This is a genomic window from Pseudomonas sp. TR47, assembly GCF_044143025.1.
Lineage (GTDB): Bacteria > Pseudomonadota > Gammaproteobacteria > Pseudomonadales > Pseudomonadaceae > Aquipseudomonas > Aquipseudomonas putida_E.
The window spans coordinates 1-23,903 of sequence record NZ_JBHFCS010000008.1; the positions used below are offsets into that span (position 1 = coordinate 1).

Genomic DNA, 23,903 nt, shown 5'->3' on the forward strand with positions numbered 1-23,903 from the left:
TTAGCGGAATGCGACACAATGAAGCCAGGCACCTACCCGCCGATAGCTTAACAACAATATCAGCTGGCGGGACCGCGATTAGCATCTTACGTGGATACACTTCAAAAATCGGCAGTCAAATCCATACTGATACATTCTGGGTTACATCCAAGATAATTCAAATAGGCATAAACTCTGCCCTGAAGATTGGTGAACTCTGCGCAAAACTCTTCAAGTACGACAGAACAAAAATCAATAGCTATCCTCTTTTTCCAGCCTTAAAGAAAGTCCAACAGATAACTCGAGCATATGATGGCGCACCAGTAATATCTCCTGCCTGCCATGCACGCACTCTCAAACGCTTGCTTGCGCGATGGCCCGACATGCTCGTGCGTGAATCTGATATCAGAGAACTAGAACAATTTGACGGTTTTCGGGACTGGCGTAACGATTCAGATGTGCTTTTAGCAGAGCCTTGGCCGCTTGCAACTCATCAATGCAGGCGTTCATTAGCTGTTTACTGCGCGCGATCAAAACTCGTTTCAGTGGGCTCCCTGGCTGTGCAATTTAAACAATTCACAGAAATGATGGCTTCATATTACCGGCGCGGCAGCGCTTTTGCTGTTAACTTCATCAAAACTGATGACTCGTTGCAACTGATGGATGAATTGGAAACCGAACGCCAAATGGCGCAATTCCTTGACTACGACGCTGACATAATCAACTCCAACAACCTCTTATGGGGAGGTGAGGGCAATCGAATTCAAGTCGCTAGAAACAAAGGGCGCCCTCTCATCATTACAACTGACAGAGCCGTTACTGAGCAAAAATTCAGAACTGGACTAATGGTATACAAACCAGGCCCTCTTGGCCACTGCACAAACATTGAGCCATGTGACAAGATTTCTTTTACAAATATCCTTCGCGCTTGTGCCGGATGCGAAAAATCAATTCTTGATGATCACAGTTTAAGGAAAATTAAAACAGGCATTACAACACTCAAGCGGGGGCAAAAAATGTATGAATCAGGCTCCCCACAATACATCCAATTACAAAATGAAATTGACGCCACCTACGAAAGTGTAAAGGGATATGGTCTACTGAAAAAAATGGAGGATTTATGAGCAGCAATGAAGATTATTTTTCGGCATTGAAACGAATTATCGAAGGCAAGACCCGTATTCTTCCAGCAAAATCTTCTATAAACAAGGACACCGTTGCTCTGGAAGCGGGGCGAAAGCGAGGATCCATAAAAAAAAGCAGAACCGAACATAGTTCAATAATTGCAGCGATCGAAGCTGCTGCAGCCCAATCACTTAACGCCTCCAAACAAACCCTCAACCCCGACAGCTTAAAGCAAAAAAACAAGACAAACCATGATGAAATCAAGAAACTAAAAAAAGACTATGAACAAGCCCTATGCCAAATTGTTTCACTTATACATCAGAACCACTCGCTCAGAGCAAAACTTCTAGCACTTACTGGAGATTCCAGTGAAACATAATGACTCAATCCTGACAAATGCCAAATCAGACTAACCAACCGGAGGCTTTGGCGAATGCGAAATCCCCCACCATAGGTAGGCTGCAACGGAATGCTTTTGTACTAGCGCAGATTCCCGTAGCGAGTGACCACTGCTCTGAGCGAGGCAGAGCCCCTATGGACAATTCTGTAAAAAATGTCCATATTTGAGCTAGTCCATATGGACTAGCTGTGATTTCGACGGAAACGCTGCATTTTCTAGCTTCCAGTTGCTGTCCATACTCCTCAGGCTTCCGACTGAGACGCCCACGACATCACCGATGACTGGAACCTCTCGGCGCAGTGGGAAGAAACAGCCTACGGCCATCCATTTTCGCGACGAATCATCGGCAATGCCCTGCTTGGCTACCTGCTGTGCCAGGCCTGGGGCAACGACCCGCAAGGCTGCAAGGCTATGGTCGGGCAGTGCCAGGCGCTGGCCAGCCCACAACTGGACAGCGAGCAACAGGACCATCTGATCGGTGAACTGCTGCGCTTTCAGGGCTGGCAGTTCAGCCTGCCCAGCAACCCGCCCCTGCTGGTGCTGGACACCCGCACACGCCGCTGGCGCAGCGAAAGCGACCTGGCCAAGCCTTCCGGCCTGCTCGACTGGGAGGCGTTGTGCGAACTGCAGCAAGCGTTGCTGGACCACCCTTCGGCGATCATCGTGTCACCGGCACCGATCTTCGGGGTAAAGCTGATCGAGACGGTGCAGAAAGTGTTCAGCTGGCTGGGCCACCCGCTGCTGGTAGATGCCGAGAACTGGATGGCACACCGCGGTGCCGCCCGGGTGATCCTGAATATCTTCCGCCACTCGCGCACGCCGGGGCATTACGTGATCCTGTCAGGGGACGTGCATTATTCGTTCGTGTACGAGGTGCTGATCCGCCATCGCCAGCGCAGCCCGCACCTGTGGCAGATAACCAGCAGCGGGATCAAGAACGAGTTTCCCCGCCGCTTGCTGGACGTGCTGGACCGGCTCAACCGTTGGCTTTATTCACCGCGCTCGCCGCTGAACTGGTTTACCCGGCGGCGGGAGATGGAAGTGGTGCCGCGTACGCCCAGCCACAGCAAGGCCGGGGAACGTCTGTGGAATGGGGCGGGGCTGGGGCAAGTCTTTTTCGATGAACAGGGGCGGCCGGCACGAGTGCTTCAGTTGGATGCCCAGGGGGGTGAAGCTACGGAGTTTGCGCGGCCGGATTAATCGATAGGGTTGCCGTTGCGGGCCGCTTCGCGGGTTTAACCACCAAGAGGCCCAGGGAGGCGGTAGATCAGGACCGCTCCAGCGCGTTCACCAGGTCATGGAACGCTTCACGGTTGGAGTCATTCAGGCCCATGAGGATCTTGTGCGCCTCCAGCACCTTGGAGCGCACCACCTCTTCGTTCTGGTCCTGGGATGGCAGGTCGGTCAGGCATTCCGGGCACGGCACCGGGCGATCGACGATATTGAACACCTGATCGAAGCCCATCGATTGCAGCAGGCGCGAAATATCCGGGTTGGTGGTGACCACGGTCGGCAGCAGGCCGACCTTTTGCCGCGACAGGATCGACAGCTTGGCCAGCAGGCCCAGGGTGGTGCTGTCGATGCTCTCGGTTTCGGTCAGGTCGATGACGATGGCCGAGAAATTCAGCGCGGTGAAGATTTTCTCGATCGTCGCATCCAGCGCCGAACACAAGGTCAGGCGCACTTCACCGACGAATTTCAGCACGAAGGTACCACTTTGCTCGGCGAACTGGATTCTACCGGTACTCATTGAAGGTTCCTGCTTAACACCAATAGGGCGATATCATCCGGCATCTCCCCAAGCGTAGCCAATCCAAATCGTTGGCGCAGCCCATCCAGGCTACCACCCGCTGCCTTGACGATGTCCGGCAAGGCGGCCTCTTTATCTTTGAGCGTGTCCCCTGGCAAAAGATCCAGGATGCCGTCTGACATCAGGGTCAGGCTGAACTGCGGTGGCAGTTCCATCACCAGGTCCTGGTAGGTTGCCTCATCGAACAGGCCCACCGGAAGGCCGCGGCCTTCCAGGTAGCGGGCCTGGCCTGGGGTATACAGCACCGGCAGTGGCAAGTGGCCGCCCACGGCATAAGTCAGCAGGCCGGTTTCTTCATCGATCACACCACCGACCATGGTCACGTGTTTACCCAGCTTGCAGTTGATCAGGCCACGGTTGATGTGGCTGAGCACTTCCGAAGGCTTGAATTCGCGCAGCTTGCTGCTGCGCTTGAATTCGAACATCAGCCGGGTGGTCATGAACTTCAGCAGCACGGTGACGAAAGCCGACGACGCGCCATGCCCGGAGACGTCGGCAAGGTAGAAGGCAATGCGCCGCTCATCCACGCGGAAATAGTCGGCGAAGTCGCCCGAAAGGTACAGCGACGGGATGATCTGGTGCTCGAAGGCAAACTCCCCGGCAACCCAGGGGCTCTCTGGCAGCATGTTCATCTGCACCTGGCGACCGGCAGTCTGGTCCTCCTGCAACAGCTGCAGGCTGGCCTCCAGTTCCCGGTTGGCTGCCTCGAGCTTGTCGCGGTAACGCTGGTTTTCCACCACCAGGCGCGAACGGTCAAGCGCACGGCGCACCGAATGTTCGAGCACGGCAAGGTCTTCCAGCGGCTTGATCAGGTAGTCGGCGGCGCCCAGGCGCAAGGCCTCGACTGCATCGCTCATCACGCCGGCACCCGATACCACGATCACCGGCAACTGCGGCGCGCGCTCACTGACCTGGCGGATCAATTCCAGGCCGCCCATCTGCGGCATGCGCAGATCGCAGATCACGAGGTCGGGCTGGTGTTCTTCAAAGACCTGGAGCCCCTGCTGGCCATTACCGGCCTGGAGGACGCTGAAGCCACTGTCTTCCAGATAGGCGGCGAGGCTCGCACGGACCACGTCGTCATCATCGATGATCAGCAGCGTTGCACTGATTTTCTGCATGTGGGCGAACGGCGCCGATTTGGGTTGGTGCAGGGGCGTCTGCAAGGCTGACATCCAACTGCTGGAATACTCTGTGGTAACACTCTACTTGAGTTGTAGGCCAAGAACACGGCCCAGGCAACCGGCAGAGGTACTGTGTAAGGCGCAGACGGTACTCCCATCCGCCAGGCGTTTCAAGCATGCATGGGTCGAGTCTGGTGCTCTTTACAGGCTAAATCACCGAGAGTTATAAGAATGCGACCTGTGCAACCCGATGAGAAGGATGCAGCATGCCAAACACGCCCTCCAACCACAGTGAGAAACGCGACTTCATTCGCATGCGCATCGACACCGACGCCAGCCTGCTGCATGCCGGCCAGGTGATCGCAGCGGTATGCCTGGACCTGTCCAGTAGCGGCATGCAGGTGCAGGCGCCGCAGCGCTTTCAGGTAGGCGACACCTTGGAGGTACGGATCGACTCCGACCACCCTGCCCTCAAAGGCCTGCATGCCAGCACCGAAGTGGTCTGGATCGCCGACCAACCCGGTGGGCAGCAGAAATTTGGCCTGCGCATCCTGGCCATGCATTGATCTGTTACGAAAAAGGCGACCCGAAGGTCGCCTTTTTCGTGCACGCATGAATCAAAAGTCGTCTTCGACCTCGCCATCCTTGACCTTGAACTCGCGGTTCTGCAGGTAGGCGTTGCGAATGAAGATGTACTTGTCGCCCTGAATCAGCTTTTCTGCCGACAACAGGCTGGCACGGGTATCGACCACATCCAGGGCGAAGATAGAGTTGCGGGTCGGCACATGGTCGATGTAGCGGTACGGCTTGGTGTAGCCGTCCGGGTACTTCGCCAGGCCGTCGCGCACGGTGCTCGGGCCCAGCAGCGGAATGACTACGTACGGGCCGCTGGGCAAGCCCCAGTAACCGAGCGTCTGGCCGAAGTCTTCGTCGCTGCGCTGCAGGCCCATCTTGGTGCCCACATCGAAGAAGCCGCCCAGGCCGAAGGTGGTATTGACGATCAGCCGCGCCGTATCAACACCCGCCGCATGCGGCTTGAGCTGCAGCACATTGTTGGCCAGGTTGGTGACGTCGCCCAGGTTACGGAAGATATTGTGAATACCGTCTTCGAGGAACTGGGGGGTGACAGCCTGATAGCCCTGGGCCAATGGCTTGAGGGCATAGGTGTCGAGGACATCGTTGAAGCGGAAGATCGGCCGGTTGACCGCCTCCCAGGGATCATCCTCGGTGGCAGCCTGGGTAGCCGCCACAGGTGCCAGCAGCAAGCTGGCACAGACACAGGCCTGGGTGACTCGCTCGATCACACCGGCACCGATCCTACGCATAGATGTTTCTCCATCGAATTTCTCGGCCGCTGGCGCAACGCATGCGCCGCAGGTAAGGCGGCAGTATAGAGGCTTGCGAGCTGATAAACACCTTTACACATTTTTCCTAAATATTTGTGAGCAGCTATTACAAGTCACAGAGACGTAACAATCGCCCAATAACCTGCGGTGTATTTAGGGACGCTGCCATGCATGATGCACCTGCCTTCACCGCTGTGCTGTTCGGCCTGCGCGGTTGCCTGGTCCAGGCTGCCAACGGCAGCCCCTTGCCCGCCCCCGGCGCCCTCGAAACCCTGGCCGGCCTGCGCCGCCGACAGGTGCCATGTATCTGGCTCGATGACCTTAGCAGCCCCCAGGGCAAACGCCTGGCCAGCGTGCTGCCGGAGTGGTTGCCGGGGCACACCGCCAATGGCGTGCGATTGCCCGCGCCCAACGCCTGCTGGCAGGCACTGATGGCGCTGGACAGCCAACGCCTGGACGGCTGCGTGCTGGTCAGCGGCGAGCCGCGGCTGTTGCAATCAGGCCTCAACGCCGGGCTATGGACCATCGGCCTGGCCGCCTGCAGCCCGTCCTGCGACCTCGGCTCACAGCAATGGCAAGCCATGACCCCGCAGGAGCAGGAGCTGGCACGGGGCAAGGCCACGCTGGACCTGTTTCGCCTGGGCGTGCACTCGGTGATCGACCACCTCGAAGCGCTGGACACCTGCCTGACCGACATCGCCCTGCGCCGGCGCAAAGGCGAAAAACCCTGACACAGCAGCGTTGATACGGATCATGCAAAGCAACGGCGAGTGGATTACGCTAGAAGACAGGTGCGAACCTTTGCCGCTTCGCTGAGGTCCATGCCTTGCCAAGCCATTGATGGAGAACAGCCAATGCCTGCCCGCGAATTGCAAGAGCGCCTGAACAGCTTGCGCGAGCAACTGGATCGAAACATACCGCTTACGGATGAGGAGCTGGCCGCGCTGCATGAGGAAGCCAGACAGATCGAGGCGCAACTGAAGCTTGAGGAAGCTACGCCAGACAACAACCTGGTCGATGGTGTGAACCTGGCCATAGAGCGTTTCGAGGCCGACCATCCCGACCTCACCGCCACCCTGCGCAGCATTGCCAACTCGCTGCACAGTATGGGTATTTAGTAATAGCTGGGGCCGCTTCGCGCCCCTTTCGCGACACAAGGCCGCTCCTACAGAAGCGCGAGTCCTGTTGGAGCGGCCTTGTGTCGCGAAAGGGGCGCGAAGCGGCCCCAATCACTCGAACCTTACTGACGCACCAGCCGCACGTTTTCAGGGCTGATCGCCCCAGTACTACGGTACGGATTGATATCCAGCCCACCCCGGCGCACATAACGCGCGTACACGGTCAGATGCTCCGGCTGCAGCAGGCTCTTCAAATCCAGGTAGATCCGCTCCACGCACTGCTCATGAAAGTCTGCATGCTGGCGGAAGCTGATCAGGTAGGTCAGCAGGCTGGCATGGTCCAACGCCCTACCCTTGTACTCAACCACAACACTGCCCCAGTCCGGCTGGCCGGTCACCGGGCAGTTCGACTTGAGCAGGTGACTGTGCAGGGTTTCCTCCAACACCCGCTCGGGGTTGCAGCGCAGCAACTCTGGCTGCGGCTGCTCGTAGTTGCTGATGGTCACATCCAATGCATCAATGCACTGCCCCGGCAGCGCAACCACACCTTGCGCCTCCACTTCTGCCAACGTGCGCACCTGCACGCTCACAGGCTTGCCAGCGGCAGCCGACAGGTCTTTCTCAAGGCATGCCTGCAACTCGCAGATGGTGGCGAACACCGTCTGGTTCAGTGAGTTCAGGTAGAGCTTGAACGACTTCGACTCGATGATGTTCGGCGAATCGGCAGGGATGGCGAACTCCCCTATCGCCACCACAGGTTTGCCGGACGGCAACAGCCAGGACAGCTCGAAGCAGTTCCAGTAATCCACGCCGTACCAAGGCAGGGTCTGGGCGGTCACACCCAGTTCGGCCCACTTGGCCGTGCGCGGGATGGGGAATAGCAACGAAGGCGTGTAGGTGGCAATGTATTCGCTGGATTTGCCCAGCGGGGAATGTTCGGCGGCGGGATGCATGGAAACTGACCTGAAGGTTCGGAAATACCCTTAGTCTACCGGTTTTACATCCCGCCTTGGAGCGCCAGTCACTCGATGGTCAATGCCCCGACCATGCCAGCCTGGTAGTGCCCAGGTACGTTGCAGGCGAATTCGATGGGCGCCGACTGGCGGAAGGTCCAGGTCAGCTCGGCGCGCTGGCCGGGCTGCAACAGCACCGTATTGCCAGCATCATGGCCATGGGCACCGTGGTCCATCTGGCCATGGCCCATACCCTCGTGGCTCATGCCGGCGGTGAACAGCTTGCCTTGCATGGCGATCATTTCTTTCTGGTGCTGGGCGTGCATGGCCTTGTCACCCAGGTTGAACTCATGGGGCAGCTTGCCTTCGTTGATCAGGACAAACCGTACGGTCTCGCCCGCCTTGACCTGCAGGTTCCCGGGCTCGAAGGCGATGTCCTTGAGCACGACCTCGACAGTGCGCGTGGCCTTGGCCGCCGGGGCCGGCTCGCCGAAAGCGAAGCTTTTGCCGGTGCCCGCGAGGGTGGGCAGGCTCAACAGGGCAAGCGTAGCGGCGACGAACAGGTGTTTCATGATGACTCCAGTACTTGCAACGGATATGAGGCCACTTTAGAAAGGGCTGACTGGCAGCTACCTGACGGCAAGATTACAACTTTGTCAGCTTGGGTGGAGGCCGGGATAGTCACGTATCATTTCAGCCATTACAGCGCCCATTCTGGACACCGCATGAAACTGCTGATCGTCGAAGACCAGGCCCGCACTGGCCAGTACCTGAGCCAAGGCCTCAGCGAGGCCGGCTTCGCCACTGAGCTGGTCGCTGATGGCGAAACCGGCCAGCACCTGGCCCTGAGCGGCGATCACGACCTGCTGATCCTTGATGTGATGCTCCCAGGCCGCGACGGCTGGCAGATCCTCCAGGCGGTGCGCCAGGCCGGCCTGGACACGCCGGTACTGTTCCTCACTGCTCGCGATGCAGTGGAGGACCGCGTGCGCGGCCTGGAATTGGGTGCCGACGATTACCTGGTCAAGCCTTTCGCCTTTTCCGAACTGCTGGCCCGGGTGCGCAGCCTGCTACGCCGCGGTGCCAGCCCCAGCCAAGAGACGCAGCTGGCCTTGGCCGACCTGCGCCTGGACTTGTTCCGCCGCCGGGCAGAGCGTGCAGGCCAACGCATCGACCTGACCGCCAAGGAGTTCGCCCTGCTTGAATTGCTGCTGCGCCGCCAAGGCGAAGTGTTGCCAAAATCGTTGATCGCCTCGCAGGTTTGGGACATGAATTTCGACAGCGACACCAACGTCATCGAGGTCGCCATCCGCCGCCTGCGCCTGAAAATCGACGACCCGCACCGCAACAAGCTGATTCACACCGTGCGCGGCATGGGCTATGTGCTCGAGGAGCGCCACGACTGATGCGCAGGCTTTCCCTTGGCAGCCGCCTGGCCCTGTTGTTCGCCGCATGTACCGCTGCCGTTTCGCTGGGGGCGGGGCTGCTGTTCAACCGCGCCAGCGAGCAACATTTCGTCGAGCTGGACCAGCAACTGCTCGAATCACGCGTGTCGCTTTTACGCACCCGGCTTTGCGGCCTGCAACGCCCTGCCGACCTGCAAGCACAGCTGGCAGCCCTGCGCAACGAGCTCAGCCACCAGGCCGACCTGGCCTTGCGCATCAATGGCAGCGATGGCAGCCCTTGGTACGCCAGCCGCTACGCGCTGCCAGACGCGCCGGCCGGCCCAGGACTGGCAACGGTGCATGCCGACGGTGTCGATTACCGCAGCCTGGCCGTGCAACTGAACGACAGCGCCCGACTGACGCTGTTTCTCGACATCACCCATCACCAGCACTTTCTGCAGGGCATGCAACGCCTCATCTGGCTCACCGTCGGCCTGTCCGCGCTGGCCACGGCACTGCTCGGCGCCTGGGCCGCGCGCCGTGGGCTAAAGCCGTTACGGCAGATGGGCCAGGTGGCCGCCAGCGTGTCGGCGCGCTCGCTGACCACCCGCCTGCCGGTGGCGCAGCTGCCGGAAGAACTGGCGGAACTGGGCAGCACCGTGAACGCCATGCTGCAGCGCCTGGATGACGCCTTCCAGCGCCTGTCGGCGTTCTCGGCCGATATCGCCCACGAGCTGCGCACGCCGCTGTCAAACCTGCTGACCCACACCCAGGTCACCCTCACCCGCCCCCGTAGCCTCGAGGAATACCGCGAAGCACTGCACGGCAACCTTGAGGAGCTGCAGTGGATGGCACAGATGATCAACGACATGCTTTTCCTGGCCAAGGCCGACCATGGGCTGCTGGCACCAGGGCAGGCGATGCTGGCGTTGCATGAAGAGGTGGACGCGCTGCTGGAGTATTACGCTCCCCTCGCCGAGGACAACGAAGTGCAGCTGCTGCGTGAGGGTGAGGCGACGTTGAAGGGCGACCGGCATATGCTGCGCCGGGCACTGTCCAACCTGCTCGACAATGCACTGCGGTTTACGCCGGCAGGCGGGCAAATACGCGTGACGCTGGAGCCTGGGGGGAAGGTTTGCGTGGCCAATACCGGCAAGCCGATCGAAGCTGCTTCATTGCCTAGGCTGTTTGACCGGTTTTATCGGGTGGACCCGGCGCGGCGCGAGGGCAGTAGCGAACATGCGGGGCTGGGCCTGGCAATCACCCGGTCGATCATCCAGGCCCATGGCGGGAGCATCCGGGCACAGTGCAAGGACGGCTGGACGCGGTTTGTAATCGAGTTCAGCGAGCCGCTTTAGATCGCGTGGGCTGATTTGCAGCCCCTTCGCGACACAAGGCCGCTCACAAAGCTGACGTGATCGCGGTAGGAGCGGCCTTGTGTCGCGAAAGGGGCGCAAAGCGCCCCCACAGTGCAATCAACCAGCCAGCCCGATCGCCGGCTGCACCTGCGAAGCGCGGTATGCCGGGTAGATGGTCGCCAGGAAGCTCATCACCAGCCCGGCGGTGCAGATGATCGCCACATCACCCCACTGCAGCTCGGACGGCAAACTGCTGATGAAGTAAACATCCGAGGTAAAGATGTGCTGCCCGCTCACCCGCTCCAGCCAGCCGACGATCTGGCTGACATTGAACGCAGCAATCACACCGAGCACGCCACCGATCAATGTGCCGACGATACCGATCAGGCTGCCCTGGACCATGAAGGTGCCCATGATCTGTGCCGGGGTGGCGCCCAGGGTACGCAGGATGGCGATGTCCGGCCCCTTGTCGTTCACCACCATCACCAGGGTGGCGATGATGTTGAACGCCGCCACGGCGATGATCATCAGCAGCAGCAGGCCGATCATGGTCTTTTCCATCTTCATGGCACTGAACAGGCTGCCCTGGGTGTGCGACCAGTCATCGGCGCGGTAGGCATCGCCCAGGCTGGCAGCAATGGCCTTGGACACCTGCGGTGCGGCATACAGGTCGTGCAGTTTCAGGCGCACGCCCTGCACCTGGCCTGGCGCCCAGCGCTGCATCTCGCCGGCATCGGCCACGTGCATGTAAGCCTGCGAACCGTCCAGCTCGGCACCCACCTTGAAGATGCCGACCACCGTCAGGCGCTGCATGCTCGGGGTGATGCCGCCCGGCTCCTTGCTGATTTCCGGCACGATCAGGGTCAGTTTGTCGCCGGTATTGAGGCGGAACCGGCGCGCAGTCAGCTCGCCGATCACCACGCCGTACTCACCCGGCTGCAGGGCCTGCAGGCGCCCCTGCACGATGTGCTGGCCGACGATCGAGACCTTGCCCTCTTCGGCCGGGTCGATACCGCTGACCTGGATGGGCTGCATCGCACCTTTGTAGGAGAGCATGCCCTCCATCTCGGTGATCGGCGCAGCGGCCATCACTGCCGGGTTCTGCAGTGCCGCGTCGGCAGCCTTGCGCCAGTCGTCCAGCGGCTGCACGCCGAGGATGCTGGCGTGTGGCACCAGGCCGAGGATGCGCGAGCTCATTTCGCGCTGGAAGCCATTCATCACCGACAGCACCACGATCATCGCCAGCACACCCAGGGACAGGCCGATCATCGAAGTCATCGAGATGAACGAGATGAAATGGTTGCGGCGCTTGGCACGGGTGTAGCGCGCACCGATGAACAAGGGCAAGGGTCTGAACATGTAAAACACCCACTGAAAAAGTTGCGGGGTGGCTCAGGCCACCCCGTGCAAGCGGCTCAGATTGCCACCAGATGACCGTCGTCGAGTTTCAGCACGCGGTCCATCTGGCGCGCCAGGTTGAGGTCGTGGGTCACCACCAGGAATGCCGTGCGCGATGCGCTGGACAGTTCCTGCATCAATTCCTGGATGCCTTGGGCGGTGTGGTGGTCGAGGTTGCCGGTCGGCTCATCGAGCATCACCAGGCCCGGCCGGTTTACCAGCGCCCGGGCAATGGCCACCCGCTGACGCTCACCACCGGACAGCTCGGCCGGCTTGTGGTGCAGGCGGTGGCCCAGGCCGACACGCTTGAGCAGTGCCTCGGCGCGCTCACGCGCCTCGGGGATCGCGGTGCGGCCGATCAGCAGCGGCATGCACACGTTCTCCATGGCGGTGAACTCGGGCAGCAGGTGGTGGAACTGATAGACAAAGCCCAGCTCGCGATTGCGCAGCAGGCCGCGGGCGCGCTCGCCAAGCGCCGACAGCTCTTCGCCGGCCAGCCAGACGCTGCCCTGGGTCGGCCGATCGAGGCCGCCCAGCAGGTTGAGCAAGGTGCTCTTGCCCGAACCCGAACTGCCGACAATGGCCACCCGCTCCCCGGCGTGCAGTTCGAGGTTGAGCCCGGCCAACACTTGTACCGACTCCGGGCCCTCGTCGTAGGACTTGCCCAGGTTGCGGCAACTCAGAACGGCTTTATCACTCATGCGCGAATCACTCATAACGTAGCGCCTCTGCAGGCTGGGTGCGGGCCGCACGCCAGGCCGGGTACAGGGTGGCGAAGAAACTCAGGACCAGCGCCGCACCGCAGACCATGTACACGTCCTGGGCCTGGATCTGCGAGGGCAGGTAATCGATGAAATACACGTCAGCGTTGAGGAACTTGTGCCCGATCAGTTTCTCGATGCCGGCGATCGCCGCGCTGACGTTGAGCGCAGCGAGGATACCAACCACTGCACCGATCAGGGTGCCAATCACCCCGATCACCGTACCCTGGACCATGAAAATGGCCATGATCTGCCCGGGCGTGGTGCCCAGGGTACGGAGGATGGCGATGTCACCGCGCTTGTCGTTGACCACCATCACCAGGGTGGAAATGATGTTGAACGCCGCCACCGCAACGATCAGCAACAGCAGCAGGCCGATCATGGCTTTTTCCATGCGGATCGCCTGGTACAGGTTGCCGTGGGTACGGGTCCAGTCGCGGCTGTAGTACTCCTGCTCACCCAAATGCTGGGCGATGCTCCAGGCCACGCGTGGTGCCTGGAACAGGTCGTCGAACTTCAGGCGCAGGCCCTGCACCTGGTCCGGCTTCCAGCGGTGCAGGCGTGACAGGTCAGCGATGTTGGTCAGGCCCAGGTAACCGTCGATCTCGCCGGCACCGACGTGGAAGGTGCCGACCACGGTGAAGCGCTTCATGCGCGGGAACATGCCGGCCGGCGTCACGCTGACCTCAGGGGCGACGAAGGTCAGCTTGTCGCCGATGGCCACCCCTAGCTTGGCGGCCGCCTTGTCACCGATCATGATGCCCCACTCGCCCGGCGCCAGCTGGTCGAGGCGCCCTTGCTGAATGAAGTTGTCGATGATCGACACCTCACGCTCGCGGCCTGGGTCGATACCGTTGAGCAGCACCTTCTGCACCTTGCCATCATGGGTCAGCAGGCCCTGCATCTGGGTATAGGGCGCAACGGCCAGCACCTGCGGATTCTGCTTTACTTGTTGGGCAAGGGCAGGCCAGTCGTTGATCGGCTGGCCGCTCTCGAGCGTGGCGTGAGGGACCATGCCCAGCACGCGGGTACGCATCTCGTGGTCGAAACCGTTCATTACCGAGAGCACCACGATCATCACTACCACGCCCAGGGCGAGGCCGATCATCGAGGTCAGGGAAATGAACGAGACGAAGTGATTACGGCGCTTGGCACGGGTGTAGCGCGTACCAATGAATGCGAAAAGAGGTCTGAACATGTCGGGGCTTGTTCGGATGAAAGGGAACGTCCTTGTGGCGAGGCGCCTGCGGCGGCTTTACACTCGGACCACCGCCGCTACCATGGGTTCGCCATGACGACATTAGACGAAGAAGATCGCCGCGAATACTACCGCATCGAAGATCGGATCGCACTGGAAATCAGCCCCCTGAGCGCGGCCGAAGCCCTTGAGCCAGAACTGTTGCAGGATGATTCACCACTGTTCAACCTGCTCAGCGAGCTGCACCTGTCCGACTTCGAGTCCCAGCACCTGTTGCGTCAGCTGAGCGAAAAGGACCGCACCCTGGCGGCATTCCTGCGGGCGCAGAACAAGCGCCTGGACCTGCTCAGCGCGGTGGTCGCGCAAACCCTGATCGGCGAAATCGGCCAGCCCCAGCGGGTGATCATCTCCGAAGGCGGCATTGAATTCGCCCAAACTCAGCAAATCGCCCCGGGCACCCGGGTCAAAGTGAAGATGGTGTTGATGCCCCGCGCCCACGGCCTGCTGCTGCGCGGCAAGGTTACCCACTGCGACCCGTGTGCCGATGGCAGCTTCGAACTCGGCACCGAATTCACCGACATGACCGATGCCCAGCGCCAGTTGCTGGCCCGCTACATCCTGCAGCGCCAACAGCAGCAGCGGCGCCAGCAGCTGGAACAGGGCGACCCTGCCTCCTGAGCCTTTTCATTTTTGACCTGAAGGAACGAACGTGACCCTCATCTATGGCCACCGCGGCGCCAAGGGCGAAGCGCCCGAGAACACTCTGCACAGCTTCCGTCAGTGCCTGTCCCACGGCGTGACCCGCTGCGAACTGGACCTGCACCTGTCGGCCGACAATGAGCTGATGGTCATCCACGACCCTACCCTCAAGCGCACAACAGGCCGGCGCGGCAAGGTGGTCGAACACCCGGCAGCCGACCTGGTCACCTACGACGCACGCAAGGGCGGCCCGGGCCATGTGCAGCCCTGCCCTATCCCACGGCTGGAAGAACTGTTCGAAAAATGCCCCTTCGAGCACTGGCAACTGGAGGTCAAGAGCGCCTCGCGGACCCGTGCCGCCACCACGGTGCTGGCGATTCGGGAACTGGCACAGCAGTACGGCCTGCTGGACAAGGTGACCATCACCTCGAGCTCGCGGGAAGTACTGGGTGCTGCGCTGGAACTGGTACCTGACGTGAAGCGCGGCCTGGTCGCCGAGTACGCCTGGCTCGACCCGCTGAAGGTCGCGCAGAACTATGGCTGCGATCTGCTGGCATTGAACTGGACACTGTGCACTCCCGAGCGCCTGCTCAAAGCACAGGGCCAGGGTTTGCATGTGTCGGTGTGGACGGTCAACGAGCCGGCACTGATGCGCCGGCTCGCTGATTTTGGCGTGGACAGCCTGATTACAGACTTTCCCGGTTTGGCCAAGACCACCCTCGGGTAGGGCTGAAATCGGTCTCCCCGACCGGCTCAGGCCACCGGCCGGAGCCGCTCAAAAAAGCCGGTTCAGGCCGTCATAGGCAGCTACCCGATAGGCTTCGGCCATGGTCGGGTAGTTGAACGTGGTGTTGACGAAGTACTTCAGGTTATTCAGTTCGCCCGGCTGGTTCATCACCGCCTGGCCGATGTGGACGATTTCCGAAGCCTGGTAGCCGAAGCAATGCACGCCGAGGATTTCCAGGGTCTCGCGGTGGAACAGGATCTTCAGCATGCCTTGCGGCTCGCCGGCGATCTGTGCACGCGCCATGCTCTTGAAGAACGCCTTGCCCACTTCGTACGGCACCTTGGCCTGGGTCAGCTCCTGCTCGTTCTTGCCGATCGAGCTGATCTCCGGAATGGTGTAGATGCCGGTCGGCACGTCGTTGACGAAACGCCAGCTGCCGTTGTCGACGATACTGCCTGCCGCCGAGCGGCCCTGGTCATGGGCGGCACTGGCCAGGCTCGGCCAGCCGATCACGTCACCGGCACCGTAGATGTTCGGCACGCTGGTGCGGTAAGCCTCGTCGACTTCGATCTGGCCACGGCTGTTGACCTTGATGCCGATGTTCTCAAGGCCCAGCTTGTCGGTATTGCCGGTGCGGCCGTTGCACCACAGCAAGGCGTCGGCCTTGATCTTCTTGCCAGACTTCAGGTGCAGGATCACACCATTGTCCAGGCCCTCGACCCGCTCGTAATCTTCGTTGTGGCGCACGGTGATATTGTTGTTGCTGAAGTGGTAGCTCAGCGCCTGGGAAATTTCCGAATCCAGGAAGCTCAGCAACTGGCCGCGGTTGTCGACCAGTTCGACCAGCACGCCCAGGCCACTGAAGATCGAGGCGTATTCGCAGCCAATTACGCCGGCGCCGTAAACGATGAGTTTGCGCGGGGTGTGGCTGAGGCTCAGGATGGTGTCACTGTCATAGACACGCGGGTGATGGAAGTCGATGTCGGCCGGGCGATACGGACGCGAGCCGGTGGCGATGATGATGTGCTTGGCGTTGAGCTTTTCCACCACGCCATTGGGGCAGACCACTTCGACGGTCTGCTCATCGGCGAAGCTGCCGGTACCGAAGAACAGGTCGACGCGGTTGCGGGCATAGTAGCCGGTACGCGAAGCGACCTGCTTGGAAATCACCTTCTCGGCGCTCTTGAGCACGTCCGGGAAGGAGAACCAGCGCGGCTCACCGATGGCTCGGAACATCGGGTTGGTGTTGAACTGCATGATCTGCCGCACCGAGTGACGCAGTGCCTTGGACGGGATGGTGCCCAGGTGGGTGCAGTTGCCACCGACCTGGCGACGGCTGTCGACCATCGCCACCTTGCGCCCTGCTTTGGCGGCGTTCATTGCCGCACCTTCTCCGGCCGGGCCGGAACCCAACACCACTACGTCGTAGTTGTAGACAGCCATGCGTACTCCTTCAGAACTGGCCCGCTGGCCACGGTCGCCGCGGGACTCGATCATGCCGCCGGGGCGCCATGAGAAAATTCGGGTGCAGTCTAATCAAGCGTGAACGCCGCGCACATTAACCCTTGGTCGCGTCGTAGGCCAATTTTGCCTGCACTACATGTGCATCCACCGATTCCCTGGCAGCTACCGTCCCTGCTTGCGCTTTCACTTGCCTGTGAGCGCCCGCTCGAAAGCGGGCGTAGCTCGGGAGACGAAGCCACCCTCTGCCCGAGTCACCAATACCGCCGCCAGGTCATGAGCGATGGCAAAATCCCAGCCGCGCTCAGGCCCAAGGATCAGCAACAGGGTCGAGTAGCCGTCGGCCTGCAGCGCCGAGGCATCGAGCACGGTGACGGCAGCCAGGTCATGATCGACCGGGCGCCCGAGACGGGCATCGAAGGTGTGCGAATAGCGCCGGCCATTCTGCTCGAAATAGTGCCGATAGTCACCCGAGGTCGACACACCCAGGCCGTTGACCGGTATTACCTGGCGGGCGATCTGACGGTCTTCGCGGGGCAATTCCAGGGCGATGCGCCATGGGCTGCCATCGGGTTTGCCGCCCACCGCCTTGAGCTCGCCGGTAACTTCGGCAATGAAGCTGGCGATACCCATGGCACGCAGGCGTGCAGCAATCAGGTCCACGGCGTGGCCAGCGGCGATGCTGTTGAAGTCCAGTTGCACCGGGGCGTCCTTGCACAATGCCTGGCCCTCGATGCGCAAGTGCTGGTAGCCCACACGCAGGCGGGCATTGGCCAGCGCCTGCGGTTCTGGCACCTGCTCATGGCGGGCCTGGGGGCCGAAACCCCAGAGGTCGAGCAGCGGCTCGACAGTGAGGTCAAAGGCACCATCGCTCTGTTCGGCGAAGTGCTGGCCGAAGGTGACCAGTTCGAGCATGTCTGACGGCAAGGCCAGGCACTGGTTGCCGGGGAGCTGATTGAACAGGCTCACCGCAGAGTCGCCGCGGTAGGTCGAGTAGTGCTGATCTATGCCCTGCAGGATCGTTTCCACCGCCGCCTGTACCTGGACAGGCGCCGGCCCGCCTGGCTCGCGGACGTACTGGATGCTGTAGCTGCTACCCATGGCAGGGCCACCGAGGCGCTCCAGGGTGGGGCCTTGGTTGCAGGCGGTCAGCAGCATGAGGATGAACAGGAGGGCTGTGCGCAAAAGTTGAGTTCTCGGTTGCCAGCACCGGCCTCATCGCCGGCAAGCCGACTCCCACAGGGTCACCACATACCTTGGAGCCACTGTTTCACCTGTGGGGGCCGGCTTGCCGGCGATGAGGCCATTACAGACACAGTAGCGGCCAGATCGGTTCATCAGACCATAAAAAACGGGAACCCGAAGGTTCCCGTTTTTTCATTGCCTTACAAGCGAATTAGCGTGGAAACGCTGGCGGGTTCACACCGGCCATGTCTTCCATCACGCGAACCACCTGGCAGCTGTAACCGAATTCGTTGTCGTACCAGACGTACAGGACAACGCGGTTATCGTTGGCGATGGTCGCTTCGGCGTCAACCACACCCGCGTGGCGCGAGCCTACGAAGTCGGTGGAAACCACTTCCTGCGAGCTGACGTAATCGATCTGCTTGTGCAGCTCCGAGTGCATGGCGGTCTGGCGCAGGTACTCGTTGATTTCTTCGCGGTTGGTGGCCTTTTCCAGGTTCAGGTTCAGGATGGCCATCGACACGTTCGGCGTCGGTACGCGAATGGCGTTGCCGGTCAGCTTGCCCTTGAGCACCGGCAGCGCCTTGGCGGCAGCAGTGGCAGCACCGGTTTCGGTGATGACCATGTTCAGCGGCGCGGCGCGACCACGACGGCTGCCCTTGTGGAAGTTGTCGATCAGGTTCTGGTCGTTGGTGAACGAGTGAACGGTTTCGACGTGACCATTGACGATGCCGTACTGGTCGTTGATGGCCTTGAGCACCGGCACGATGGCGTTGGTGGTGCACGAAGCTGCCGAGATGATCTTGTCCTCGGCGGTGATGTCACCGTGGTTGATGCCGTGCACGATGTTCTTCAGCGCGCCCTTGCCAGGTGCGGTGAGGATCACGCGGGCAGCGCCCGGGCAGACCAGGTGCTGGCCCAGGCCGTCGGCATCACGCCATACGCCGGTGTTGTCGACGATCAGGGCGTTGTCGATGCCGTACTGGGTGTAGTCGACTTCGCTCGGGCTCTTGGCGTAGATGATCTGGATCAGGTTGCCGTTGGCAGTGATGGTGTTGTTGGCTTCGTCGATGGTGATGGTGCCATCGAACGGGCCGTGCACCGAGTCACGGCGCAGCAGGCTGGCGCGCTTGACCAGGTCGTTTTCGGCACCCTTGCGCACAACGATTGCACGCAGGCGCAGGCCGTCGCCACCACCGGTCTTCTCGATCAGGATACGCGCCAGCAGGCGGCCGATGCGGCCGAAACCGTACAGGACAACGTCGGTGCCCTTGCGCGCCGAAGCGTTCTGCTGGCCAACCACGTCGGCCAGTTCTTCACGCACGAACTGCTCGGCGGTCTTGCCGTTGCCTTCCTGCTTGAACTTGTTGGCCAGCTTGCCCAGGTCGACCGAAGCGGCGCCCAGTTTCAGCTCGCTCATGGCTTTGAGCAGGGGGAATGTCTCGTGGACGGACAGTTCGGTTTCGTCGGTCTGACGGTGACGCGCAAAGCGGTGGGCCTTGAGGATCGAGATAACCGAACGGTTGATCAGGCTGCGGCCATAGATCGAGCTCACCACGTTGTTGTTGCGGTAGAGCTGACCGATAAGCGGGATCATCGCTTCAGCCAGAGCTTCACGATCGATCCACTCACCAAGACACTGGTCGGGCTTCTGAGTCACGGGAACCTTCCACATGTAGGGGGAGAAAAAAGGGGCTACATTATGACGCCCCAACGCGTAACCGGCAATGAGCGCCTGTCGTGGGAGCCAAAGCCCGTGCTCATGCCCTTTCCGAGCCTGACAGCACGCACCGGCACCGGTACAATCGGTCTCTTTGCCGCAACGCTTGGAGTGCAATCTCCCGTGTCAGTTCTGCGCCTACCGCAAATGTCGGCCACGGCCGGCAAACAAACCTGGGGCAACCTGCCCGGTGCCGCCCTCAGCCTTGCCATCGCCGAGGCCGCCAGCAGTGCTGGCCGCTTCACCCTGCTGCTGACCGCCGACAGCCAGGCTGCCGACCGTCTGGAGCAGGAGCTGCGCTTCTTCGCCCCCGGCCTTCCGGTGCTGCCGTTCCCAGACTGGGAAACCCTGCCCTACGACCTGTTCTCGCCACACCAGGACATCATTTCCCAGCGCATCGCCAGCCTCTACCGGCTGCCGGAATTGAGCCATGGCATCCTCGTGGTGCCGATCACCACGGCCCTGCACCGCCTGGCCCCCACGCGCTTTATGCTCGGCAGCAGCCTGGTGCTGGACGTCGGCCAGACCATCGACGTAGAGCAGATGCGCTCACGCCTGGAGGCCACTGGCTACCGCTGCGTCGACACGGTCTACGAACATGGCGAGTTCGCCGTACGCGGCGCGCTGATCGACCTGTTCCCGATGGGCAGCAAGCTGCCCTACCGCATCGACCTGTTCGACGACGAGATCGAGACCCTGCGCACCTTCGACCCGGAGACCCAGCGCTCGATCGACAAGGTCGACTCGATCCGCCTGCTGCCGGCACGCGAATTCCCCATGCAGAAAGAGGAAGTGACGCGCTTCAAGGCACGCTTCCGTGAGCGTTTCGATGTCGACTTCCGCCGCAGCGCGATCTTCCAGGACCTGGCCAGCGGCATCATCCCCGCCGGCATCGAGTACTACCTGCCGCTGTTCTTCGAAGAAACCTCGACCCTGTTCGACTACCTGCCAAGCGACACCCAGGTGTTCTCGCTGCCGGGCGTCGAGCAGGCTGCCGAGCACTTCTGGAACGACGTGCGCGGGCGCTACGAAGACCGCCGCGGCGACTTGAGCCGCCCATTGCTGCCGCCTTCTGAACTGTTCCTGCCGGTGGAAGACTGCTTCGCCCAGCTCAAGCAGTGGCCGCGCGTGGTGGTCAGTGCCGATGATGTCGAGCCTGGTACCGGCCGTGAGCGCTTCCCCGCCCGCACCCTGCCCAACCTGGCCATCGAAGCCAAGGCCAACCAGCCGCTGGCGGCATTGTCCGACTTCCTCGACCAGTTCAGCGGCCGGGTGTTGTTCACCGCCGAATCGGCGGGCCGTCGCGAGGTGCTGCTGGAGTTGCTCGAGCGCCTCAAGCTGAGGCCGCAGACAGTCGAGGGCTGGGCTGACTTCATCACTGGCAGCCAGCGCCTTGCGATCACCATCGCCCCGCTGGACGAAGGCCTGCTGCTCGAAGACCCTGCCATCGCCCTGGTTGCCGAAAGCCCGCTGTTCGGCCAGCGCGTGATGCAGCGCCGGCGCCGCGACAAGCGCGGCGAGGCCGCCAATGATGCGGTGATCAAGAACCTTACCGAGCTGCGCGAAGGTGCCCCGGTGGTGCACATCGACCATGGCGTGGGCCGCTACCTGGGCCTGGCCACGCTGGAGATCGACGGCCAGGCCGCCGAGTTCCTGACCCTGGAGTACGCCGAGGGCGCCAAGCTCTACGTCCCAGTGGCCAACCTGCACCTGATTGCCCGCTACACCGGCAGCGATGACGCCCTGGCGCCGTTGCACCGGCTGGGCTCGGAAGCCTGGCAGAAGGCCAAGCGCAAAGCCGCCGAACAGGTACGCGACGTGGCCGCCGAGCTGCTCGACATCTACGCCCGCCGCGCCGCCCGCAAAGGGTACGCCTTCGCCGACCCGGCCGCCGACTATGCCACCTTCAGCGCAGGCTTCCCCTTCGAGGAAACCCCCGACCAGCAGAATGCCATCGAAGCGGTACGCGCCGACATGCTCGCCGCCAAGCCGATGGACCGCCTGGTGTGCGGCGACGTCGGCTTCGGCAAGACCGAGGTCGCCATGCGCGCAGCCTTCATCGCCGTGCACAGTGGCCGCCAGGTAGCGGTGCTGGTGCCTACCACCCTGCTTGCACAGCAGCACTACAACAGCTTCCGCGACCGCTTCGCAGACTGGCCGGTGACGGTCGAGGTGATGAGCCGTTTCAAATCGGCCAAGGAAGTGGCCAGCGCTGCAGCGGACCTGGCCGAAGGCAAGATTGACATCCTGATCGGCACGCACAAGCTGCTGCAGGACGATGTGCGCTTCAAGGACCTGGGCCTGGTAGTGATCGACGAAGAGCACCGCTTTGGCGTACGCCAGAAGGAACAGCTCAAGGCCCTGCGCAGCGAGGTGGACATCCTCACCCTGACCGCGACACCGATTCCGCGAACGCTGAACATGGCCGTAGCCGGCATGCGCGACCTGTCCATCATCGCCACGCCGCCGGCTCGGCGCCTGTCGGTGCGCACCTTCGTCATGGAGCACAACAACAGCACGGTGAAAGAAGCGCTGCTGCGTGAACTGCTGCGCGGCGGCCAGGTGTACTACCTGCACAACGATGTGAAAACCATCGAAAAATGCGCCGCCGACCTTGCCGAACTGGTCCCCGAAGCGCGTATCGGCATCGGCCACGGGCAGATGCGCGAGCGCGAGCTGGAACAGGTGATGAGCGACTTCTACCACAAGCGCTTCAACGTGCTGATCGCCTCGACCATCATCGAGACCGGCATCGACGTGCCCAGCGCCAACACCATCGTCATCGAGCGCGCCGACAAGTTCGGCCTGGCCCAGCTGCACCAGTTGCGTGGCCGGGTCGGCCGCAGCCACCACCAGGCCTACGCCTACCTGCTGACACCGGCGCGGCAAAAAGTGAGCGCCGACGCCGAGAAACGCCTGGAAGCCATTGCCAACACCCAGGACCTGGGCGCCGGCTTCGTGCTGGCCACCAACGACCTGGAAATCCGCGGCGCCGGCGAGCTGCTGGGCGAAGGCCAGAGCGGGCAGATCCAGGCCGTGGGCTTTACCCTTTACATGGAAATGCTCGAACGGGCGGTCAAGGCCATTCGCAAGGGCACCCAGCCGAACCTGGAACAGCCGCTGGGCGGCGGCCCGGAAATCAACCTGCGCCTGCCGGCACTGATCCCCGAGGACTACTTGCCCGACGTGCATGCGCGGCTGATCCTCTACAAGCGCATCGCCTCGGCGGCTGACGAAGAGGGCCTCAAGGACCTGCAGGTGGAGATGATCGACCGCTTCGGCCTGCTGCCCGAGCCGACCAAGAACCTGATGCGCCTGACCCAGCTCAAGCTGCAGGCGGAAAAGCTCGGCATCAAGAAAGTCGATGCCGGCCCGAACGGCGGCAAGCTCGAGTTCGAGGCCGAAACCCCAGTCGACCCGCTGACCCTGATCAAGCTGATCCAGGGCCAACCCAAACGCTACAAGTTCGAAGGCGCAACCCAGTTCCGCTTCCTGGTACCGATGGAACGGCCCGACGAACGCTTCAACACTCTGGAGGCGCTGTTCGAGCGCCTGACCCCACAGACAGCCTAAGGAAGATCCATGCGTGCCATCCGTTGCCTGACCTTGTTGCTTGCGCTGTTCGCGCCGGCCGCCTTCGCTGAAGGTCTTTATCAGGTGGAAATGATCCTTGTGCGGCAGAACAGCGTGCCGGCCTTCACCAGCCCGTACGCCCCTGAGGACTGGAGCGCCGGCGCCCTGCGCCTGGAAAAGAGCGCCGAACGCCCACTGGCGCTGGAAGATGAAGCCACCCGCCTGCAAGCCACGGCCGACTACACCGTGCTGCTGCACAAGGCCTGGCAGCAGCAGGTCGGCAGCACGCCAAGCCGCATCGCCCTGGGTGATGGCCAGGAGCAGTTCGGCCACTTCCCGATCGAAGGCAACCTGAGCATCACCGAAGGGCGCTTCATTGCCGTGGAGGCCAATTTCTGGGTCAACCAGCTCGACAGCAACGGCAATGTGCTCAAGAGCGAGCAGTTCAAACAGAGCAACAGCACCATCAAGGGCGGCCAGCTGACCTTCCTCGATGGCGGCCACCTGGCGGTGCTGCTGAAGGTCACCCCGCCAGGTACACGGAAGATGCCGGTGATGGACCCGGAGATGATGGAGCAGTGAT

At 61.6% G+C, this 23,903-nt stretch carries 21 protein-coding genes and 2 pseudogenes; 12 read left to right on the forward strand and 11 right to left on the reverse strand.

All coding sequences use genetic code 11. The features are described from left to right. The 3 genes and pseudogenes from ACEWE8_RS10795 to ACEWE8_RS10805 form a co-directional block, all read left to right on the forward strand. Positions 1-1,103: pseudogene (locus ACEWE8_RS10795) on the forward strand (hypothetical protein); the annotation flags it as partial. Then, entirely contained in the window at positions 1,100-1,483 is a 384-nt protein-coding gene (locus tag ACEWE8_RS10800; protein WP_075044227.1) for a hypothetical protein, read from the forward strand. The pseudogene ACEWE8_RS10795 and the gene ACEWE8_RS10800, both read left to right, overlap by 4 nt. 279 nt (positions 1,484-1,762) lie before the next feature. After that, positions 1,763-2,704, forward strand: a pseudogene (locus ACEWE8_RS10805) (alkaline phosphatase family protein); the annotation flags it as partial. A gap of 67 nt (positions 2,705-2,771) precedes the next feature. Here ACEWE8_RS10805 and rssC read toward each other — a convergent pair. Beyond that, positions 2,772-3,254, reverse strand: a complete 483-nt coding sequence (gene rssC, locus ACEWE8_RS10810; protein ID WP_039602918.1) for an anti-sigma factor antagonist RssC — start codon at positions 3,252-3,254, stop codon at positions 2,772-2,774. Next, positions 3,251-4,435 carry a two-component system response regulator RssB gene (rssB, locus tag ACEWE8_RS10815; protein WP_046786691.1) on the reverse strand — a complete coding sequence of 395 codons (1,185 nt, stop codon included), beginning with the start codon at positions 4,433-4,435 and terminating at the stop codon, positions 3,251-3,253. Before rssB ends, rssC begins: the two co-directional genes overlap by 4 nt. Positions 4,436-4,704: 269 nt before the next feature. Between rssB and ACEWE8_RS10820 the strand changes: the two genes are divergently transcribed. After that, the gene (locus ACEWE8_RS10820; protein ID WP_046786444.1) at positions 4,705-5,004 is read left to right on the forward strand and encodes a PilZ domain-containing protein; all 300 of its coding nucleotides are present in this window, start codon (positions 4,705-4,707) and stop codon (positions 5,002-5,004) included. A 51-nt stretch (positions 5,005-5,055) separates the two neighbouring features. Here ACEWE8_RS10820 and ACEWE8_RS10825 read toward each other — a convergent pair whose 3' ends face one another. Next, positions 5,056-5,763, reverse strand: coding sequence for a VacJ family lipoprotein (locus ACEWE8_RS10825; protein ID WP_012313585.1), 708 nt, complete (start codon positions 5,761-5,763; stop codon positions 5,056-5,058). Between the two features lie 188 nt (positions 5,764-5,951). On the opposite strand from ACEWE8_RS10825, the gene ACEWE8_RS10830 reads away from it, so the two are divergent. Next, positions 5,952-6,515: a hypothetical protein gene (locus tag ACEWE8_RS10830; RefSeq protein ID WP_046786445.1), complete on the forward strand. Its 564-nt coding sequence runs from the start codon at positions 5,952-5,954 to the stop codon at positions 6,513-6,515. Positions 6,516-6,638: 123 nt separating this feature from the next. Continuing rightward, positions 6,639-6,902, forward strand: coding sequence for a DUF4404 family protein (locus ACEWE8_RS10835; protein WP_012313583.1), 264 nt, complete (start codon positions 6,639-6,641; stop codon positions 6,900-6,902). A gap of 122 nt (positions 6,903-7,024) precedes the next feature. On the opposite strand, the gene queF is transcribed toward ACEWE8_RS10835, so the two are convergent. After that, positions 7,025-7,855, reverse strand: a complete 831-nt coding sequence (gene queF / locus ACEWE8_RS10840) for an NADPH-dependent 7-cyano-7-deazaguanine reductase QueF (protein WP_046786446.1) — start codon at positions 7,853-7,855, stop codon at positions 7,025-7,027. 68 nt (positions 7,856-7,923) lie between these two features. Beyond that, entirely contained in the window at positions 7,924-8,427 is a 504-nt protein-coding gene (locus tag ACEWE8_RS10845) for a plastocyanin/azurin family copper-binding protein (RefSeq protein ID WP_046786447.1), read from the reverse strand. A gap of 153 nt (positions 8,428-8,580) precedes the next feature. Between ACEWE8_RS10845 and cinR the strand changes: the two genes are divergently transcribed. Together cinR and ACEWE8_RS10855 are read left to right on the forward strand one after the other, a co-directional pair. Next, positions 8,581-9,261, forward strand: a complete 681-nt coding sequence (gene cinR / locus ACEWE8_RS10850) for a two-component system response regulator CinR (RefSeq protein ID WP_012313580.1) — start codon at positions 8,581-8,583, stop codon at positions 9,259-9,261. After that, a complete protein-coding gene (locus ACEWE8_RS10855; protein WP_177011278.1) occupies positions 9,261-10,598 on the forward strand; it encodes a heavy metal sensor histidine kinase in 1,338 nt (445 codons plus the stop codon). The genes cinR and ACEWE8_RS10855 overlap by 1 nt, the downstream gene beginning before the upstream one ends. A 117-nt stretch (positions 10,599-10,715) precedes the next feature. Here ACEWE8_RS10855 and ACEWE8_RS10860 read toward each other — a convergent pair whose 3' ends face one another. Genes ACEWE8_RS10860 through ACEWE8_RS10870 form a run of 3 tightly spaced genes read right to left on the reverse strand, consistent with a single transcriptional unit; the run spans position 10,716 to position 13,955 of the window. After that, positions 10,716-11,957 (reverse strand): lipoprotein-releasing ABC transporter permease subunit, encoded by a 1,242-nt coding sequence (locus tag ACEWE8_RS10860; protein WP_046786448.1) that lies wholly within the window; start codon positions 11,955-11,957, stop codon positions 10,716-10,718. A gap of 56 nt (positions 11,958-12,013) precedes the next feature. After that, positions 12,014-12,697, reverse strand: a complete 684-nt coding sequence (lolD, locus tag ACEWE8_RS10865) for a lipoprotein-releasing ABC transporter ATP-binding protein LolD (protein ID WP_172655298.1) — start codon at positions 12,695-12,697, stop codon at positions 12,014-12,016. A 7-nt stretch (positions 12,698-12,704) separates the two neighbouring features. After that, positions 12,705-13,955, reverse strand: coding sequence for a lipoprotein-releasing ABC transporter permease subunit (locus tag ACEWE8_RS10870; RefSeq protein ID WP_046786449.1), 1,251 nt, complete (start codon positions 13,953-13,955; stop codon positions 12,705-12,707). 93 nt (positions 13,956-14,048) lie between these two features. On the opposite strand from ACEWE8_RS10870, the gene ACEWE8_RS10875 reads away from it, so the two are divergent. Then, the gene (locus tag ACEWE8_RS10875; protein ID WP_046786450.1) at positions 14,049-14,633 is read left to right on the forward strand and encodes a PilZ domain-containing protein; all 585 of its coding nucleotides are present in this window, start codon (positions 14,049-14,051) and stop codon (positions 14,631-14,633) included. 31 nt (positions 14,634-14,664) lie between these two features. Further along, positions 14,665-15,381, forward strand: coding sequence for a glycerophosphodiester phosphodiesterase (locus ACEWE8_RS10880; protein WP_046786451.1), 717 nt, complete (start codon positions 14,665-14,667; stop codon positions 15,379-15,381). Between the two features lie 48 nt (positions 15,382-15,429). On the opposite strand, the gene sthA is transcribed toward ACEWE8_RS10880, so the two are convergent. From sthA to ACEWE8_RS10895, 3 genes are all read right to left on the reverse strand, one after another. After that, positions 15,430-16,824, reverse strand: coding sequence for a Si-specific NAD(P)(+) transhydrogenase (sthA, locus tag ACEWE8_RS10885; protein WP_012313573.1), 1,395 nt, complete (start codon positions 16,822-16,824; stop codon positions 15,430-15,432). A gap of 204 nt (positions 16,825-17,028) precedes the next feature. Next, positions 17,029-18,027 carry an FAD:protein FMN transferase gene (locus ACEWE8_RS10890; RefSeq protein ID WP_046786452.1) on the reverse strand — a complete coding sequence of 333 codons (999 nt, stop codon included), beginning with the start codon at positions 18,025-18,027 and terminating at the stop codon, positions 17,029-17,031. A gap of 211 nt (positions 18,028-18,238) precedes the next feature. Further along, a complete protein-coding gene (locus ACEWE8_RS10895) occupies positions 18,239-19,702 on the reverse strand; it encodes a glyceraldehyde-3-phosphate dehydrogenase (RefSeq protein ID WP_046786453.1) in 1,464 nt (487 codons plus the stop codon). A 168-nt stretch (positions 19,703-19,870) separates the two neighbouring features. On the opposite strand from ACEWE8_RS10895, the gene mfd reads away from it, so the two are divergent. Both mfd and ACEWE8_RS10905 read left to right on the forward strand, forming a co-directional pair. Beyond that, on the forward strand, positions 19,871-23,320 hold the full coding sequence (gene mfd, locus ACEWE8_RS10900) for a transcription-repair coupling factor (RefSeq protein ID WP_046786454.1): 3,450 nt from the start codon (positions 19,871-19,873) through the stop codon (positions 23,318-23,320). A gap of 9 nt (positions 23,321-23,329) precedes the next feature. Next, positions 23,330-23,902 carry a CsiV family protein gene (locus ACEWE8_RS10905; protein WP_046786455.1) on the forward strand — a complete coding sequence of 191 codons (573 nt, stop codon included), beginning with the start codon at positions 23,330-23,332 and terminating at the stop codon, positions 23,900-23,902. The last annotated feature ends 1 nt before the right edge of the window (position 23,903 follow it).

Coding starts and splice junctions, on each gene's coding strand:
- ACEWE8_RS10800 (WP_075044227.1), top strand. CDS start 1,100: ATGAGCAGCAATGAAGATTATTTTTCGGCATTGAAACGAATTATCGAA.
- rssC (WP_039602918.1), bottom strand. CDS start 3,254: ATGAGTACCGGTAGAATCCAGTTCGCCGAGCAAAGTGGTACCTTCGTG.
- rssB (WP_046786691.1), bottom strand. CDS start 4,435: ATGCAGAAAATCAGTGCAACGCTGCTGATCATCGATGATGACGACGTG.
- ACEWE8_RS10820 (WP_046786444.1), top strand. CDS start 4,705: ATGCCAAACACGCCCTCCAACCACAGTGAGAAACGCGACTTCATTCGC.
- ACEWE8_RS10825 (WP_012313585.1), bottom strand. CDS start 5,763: ATGCGTAGGATCGGTGCCGGTGTGATCGAGCGAGTCACCCAGGCCTGT.
- ACEWE8_RS10830 (WP_046786445.1), top strand. CDS start 5,952: ATGCATGATGCACCTGCCTTCACCGCTGTGCTGTTCGGCCTGCGCGGT.
- ACEWE8_RS10835 (WP_012313583.1), top strand. CDS start 6,639: ATGCCTGCCCGCGAATTGCAAGAGCGCCTGAACAGCTTGCGCGAGCAA.
- queF (WP_046786446.1), bottom strand. CDS start 7,855: ATGCATCCCGCCGCCGAACATTCCCCGCTGGGCAAATCCAGCGAATAC.
- ACEWE8_RS10845 (WP_046786447.1), bottom strand. CDS start 8,427: ATGAAACACCTGTTCGTCGCCGCTACGCTTGCCCTGTTGAGCCTGCCC.
- cinR (WP_012313580.1), top strand. CDS start 8,581: ATGAAACTGCTGATCGTCGAAGACCAGGCCCGCACTGGCCAGTACCTG.
- ACEWE8_RS10855 (WP_177011278.1), top strand. CDS start 9,261: ATGCGCAGGCTTTCCCTTGGCAGCCGCCTGGCCCTGTTGTTCGCCGCA.
- ACEWE8_RS10860 (WP_046786448.1), bottom strand. CDS start 11,957: ATGTTCAGACCCTTGCCCTTGTTCATCGGTGCGCGCTACACCCGTGCC.
- lolD (WP_172655298.1), bottom strand. CDS start 12,697: ATGAGTGATAAAGCCGTTCTGAGTTGCCGCAACCTGGGCAAGTCCTAC.
- ACEWE8_RS10870 (WP_046786449.1), bottom strand. CDS start 13,955: ATGTTCAGACCTCTTTTCGCATTCATTGGTACGCGCTACACCCGTGCC.
- ACEWE8_RS10875 (WP_046786450.1), top strand. CDS start 14,049: ATGACGACATTAGACGAAGAAGATCGCCGCGAATACTACCGCATCGAA.
- sthA (WP_012313573.1), bottom strand. CDS start 16,824: ATGGCTGTCTACAACTACGACGTAGTGGTGTTGGGTTCCGGCCCGGCC.
- ACEWE8_RS10895 (WP_046786453.1), bottom strand. CDS start 19,702: ATGTGGAAGGTTCCCGTGACTCAGAAGCCCGACCAGTGTCTTGGTGAG.
- ACEWE8_RS10905 (WP_046786455.1), top strand. CDS start 23,330: ATGCGTGCCATCCGTTGCCTGACCTTGTTGCTTGCGCTGTTCGCGCCG.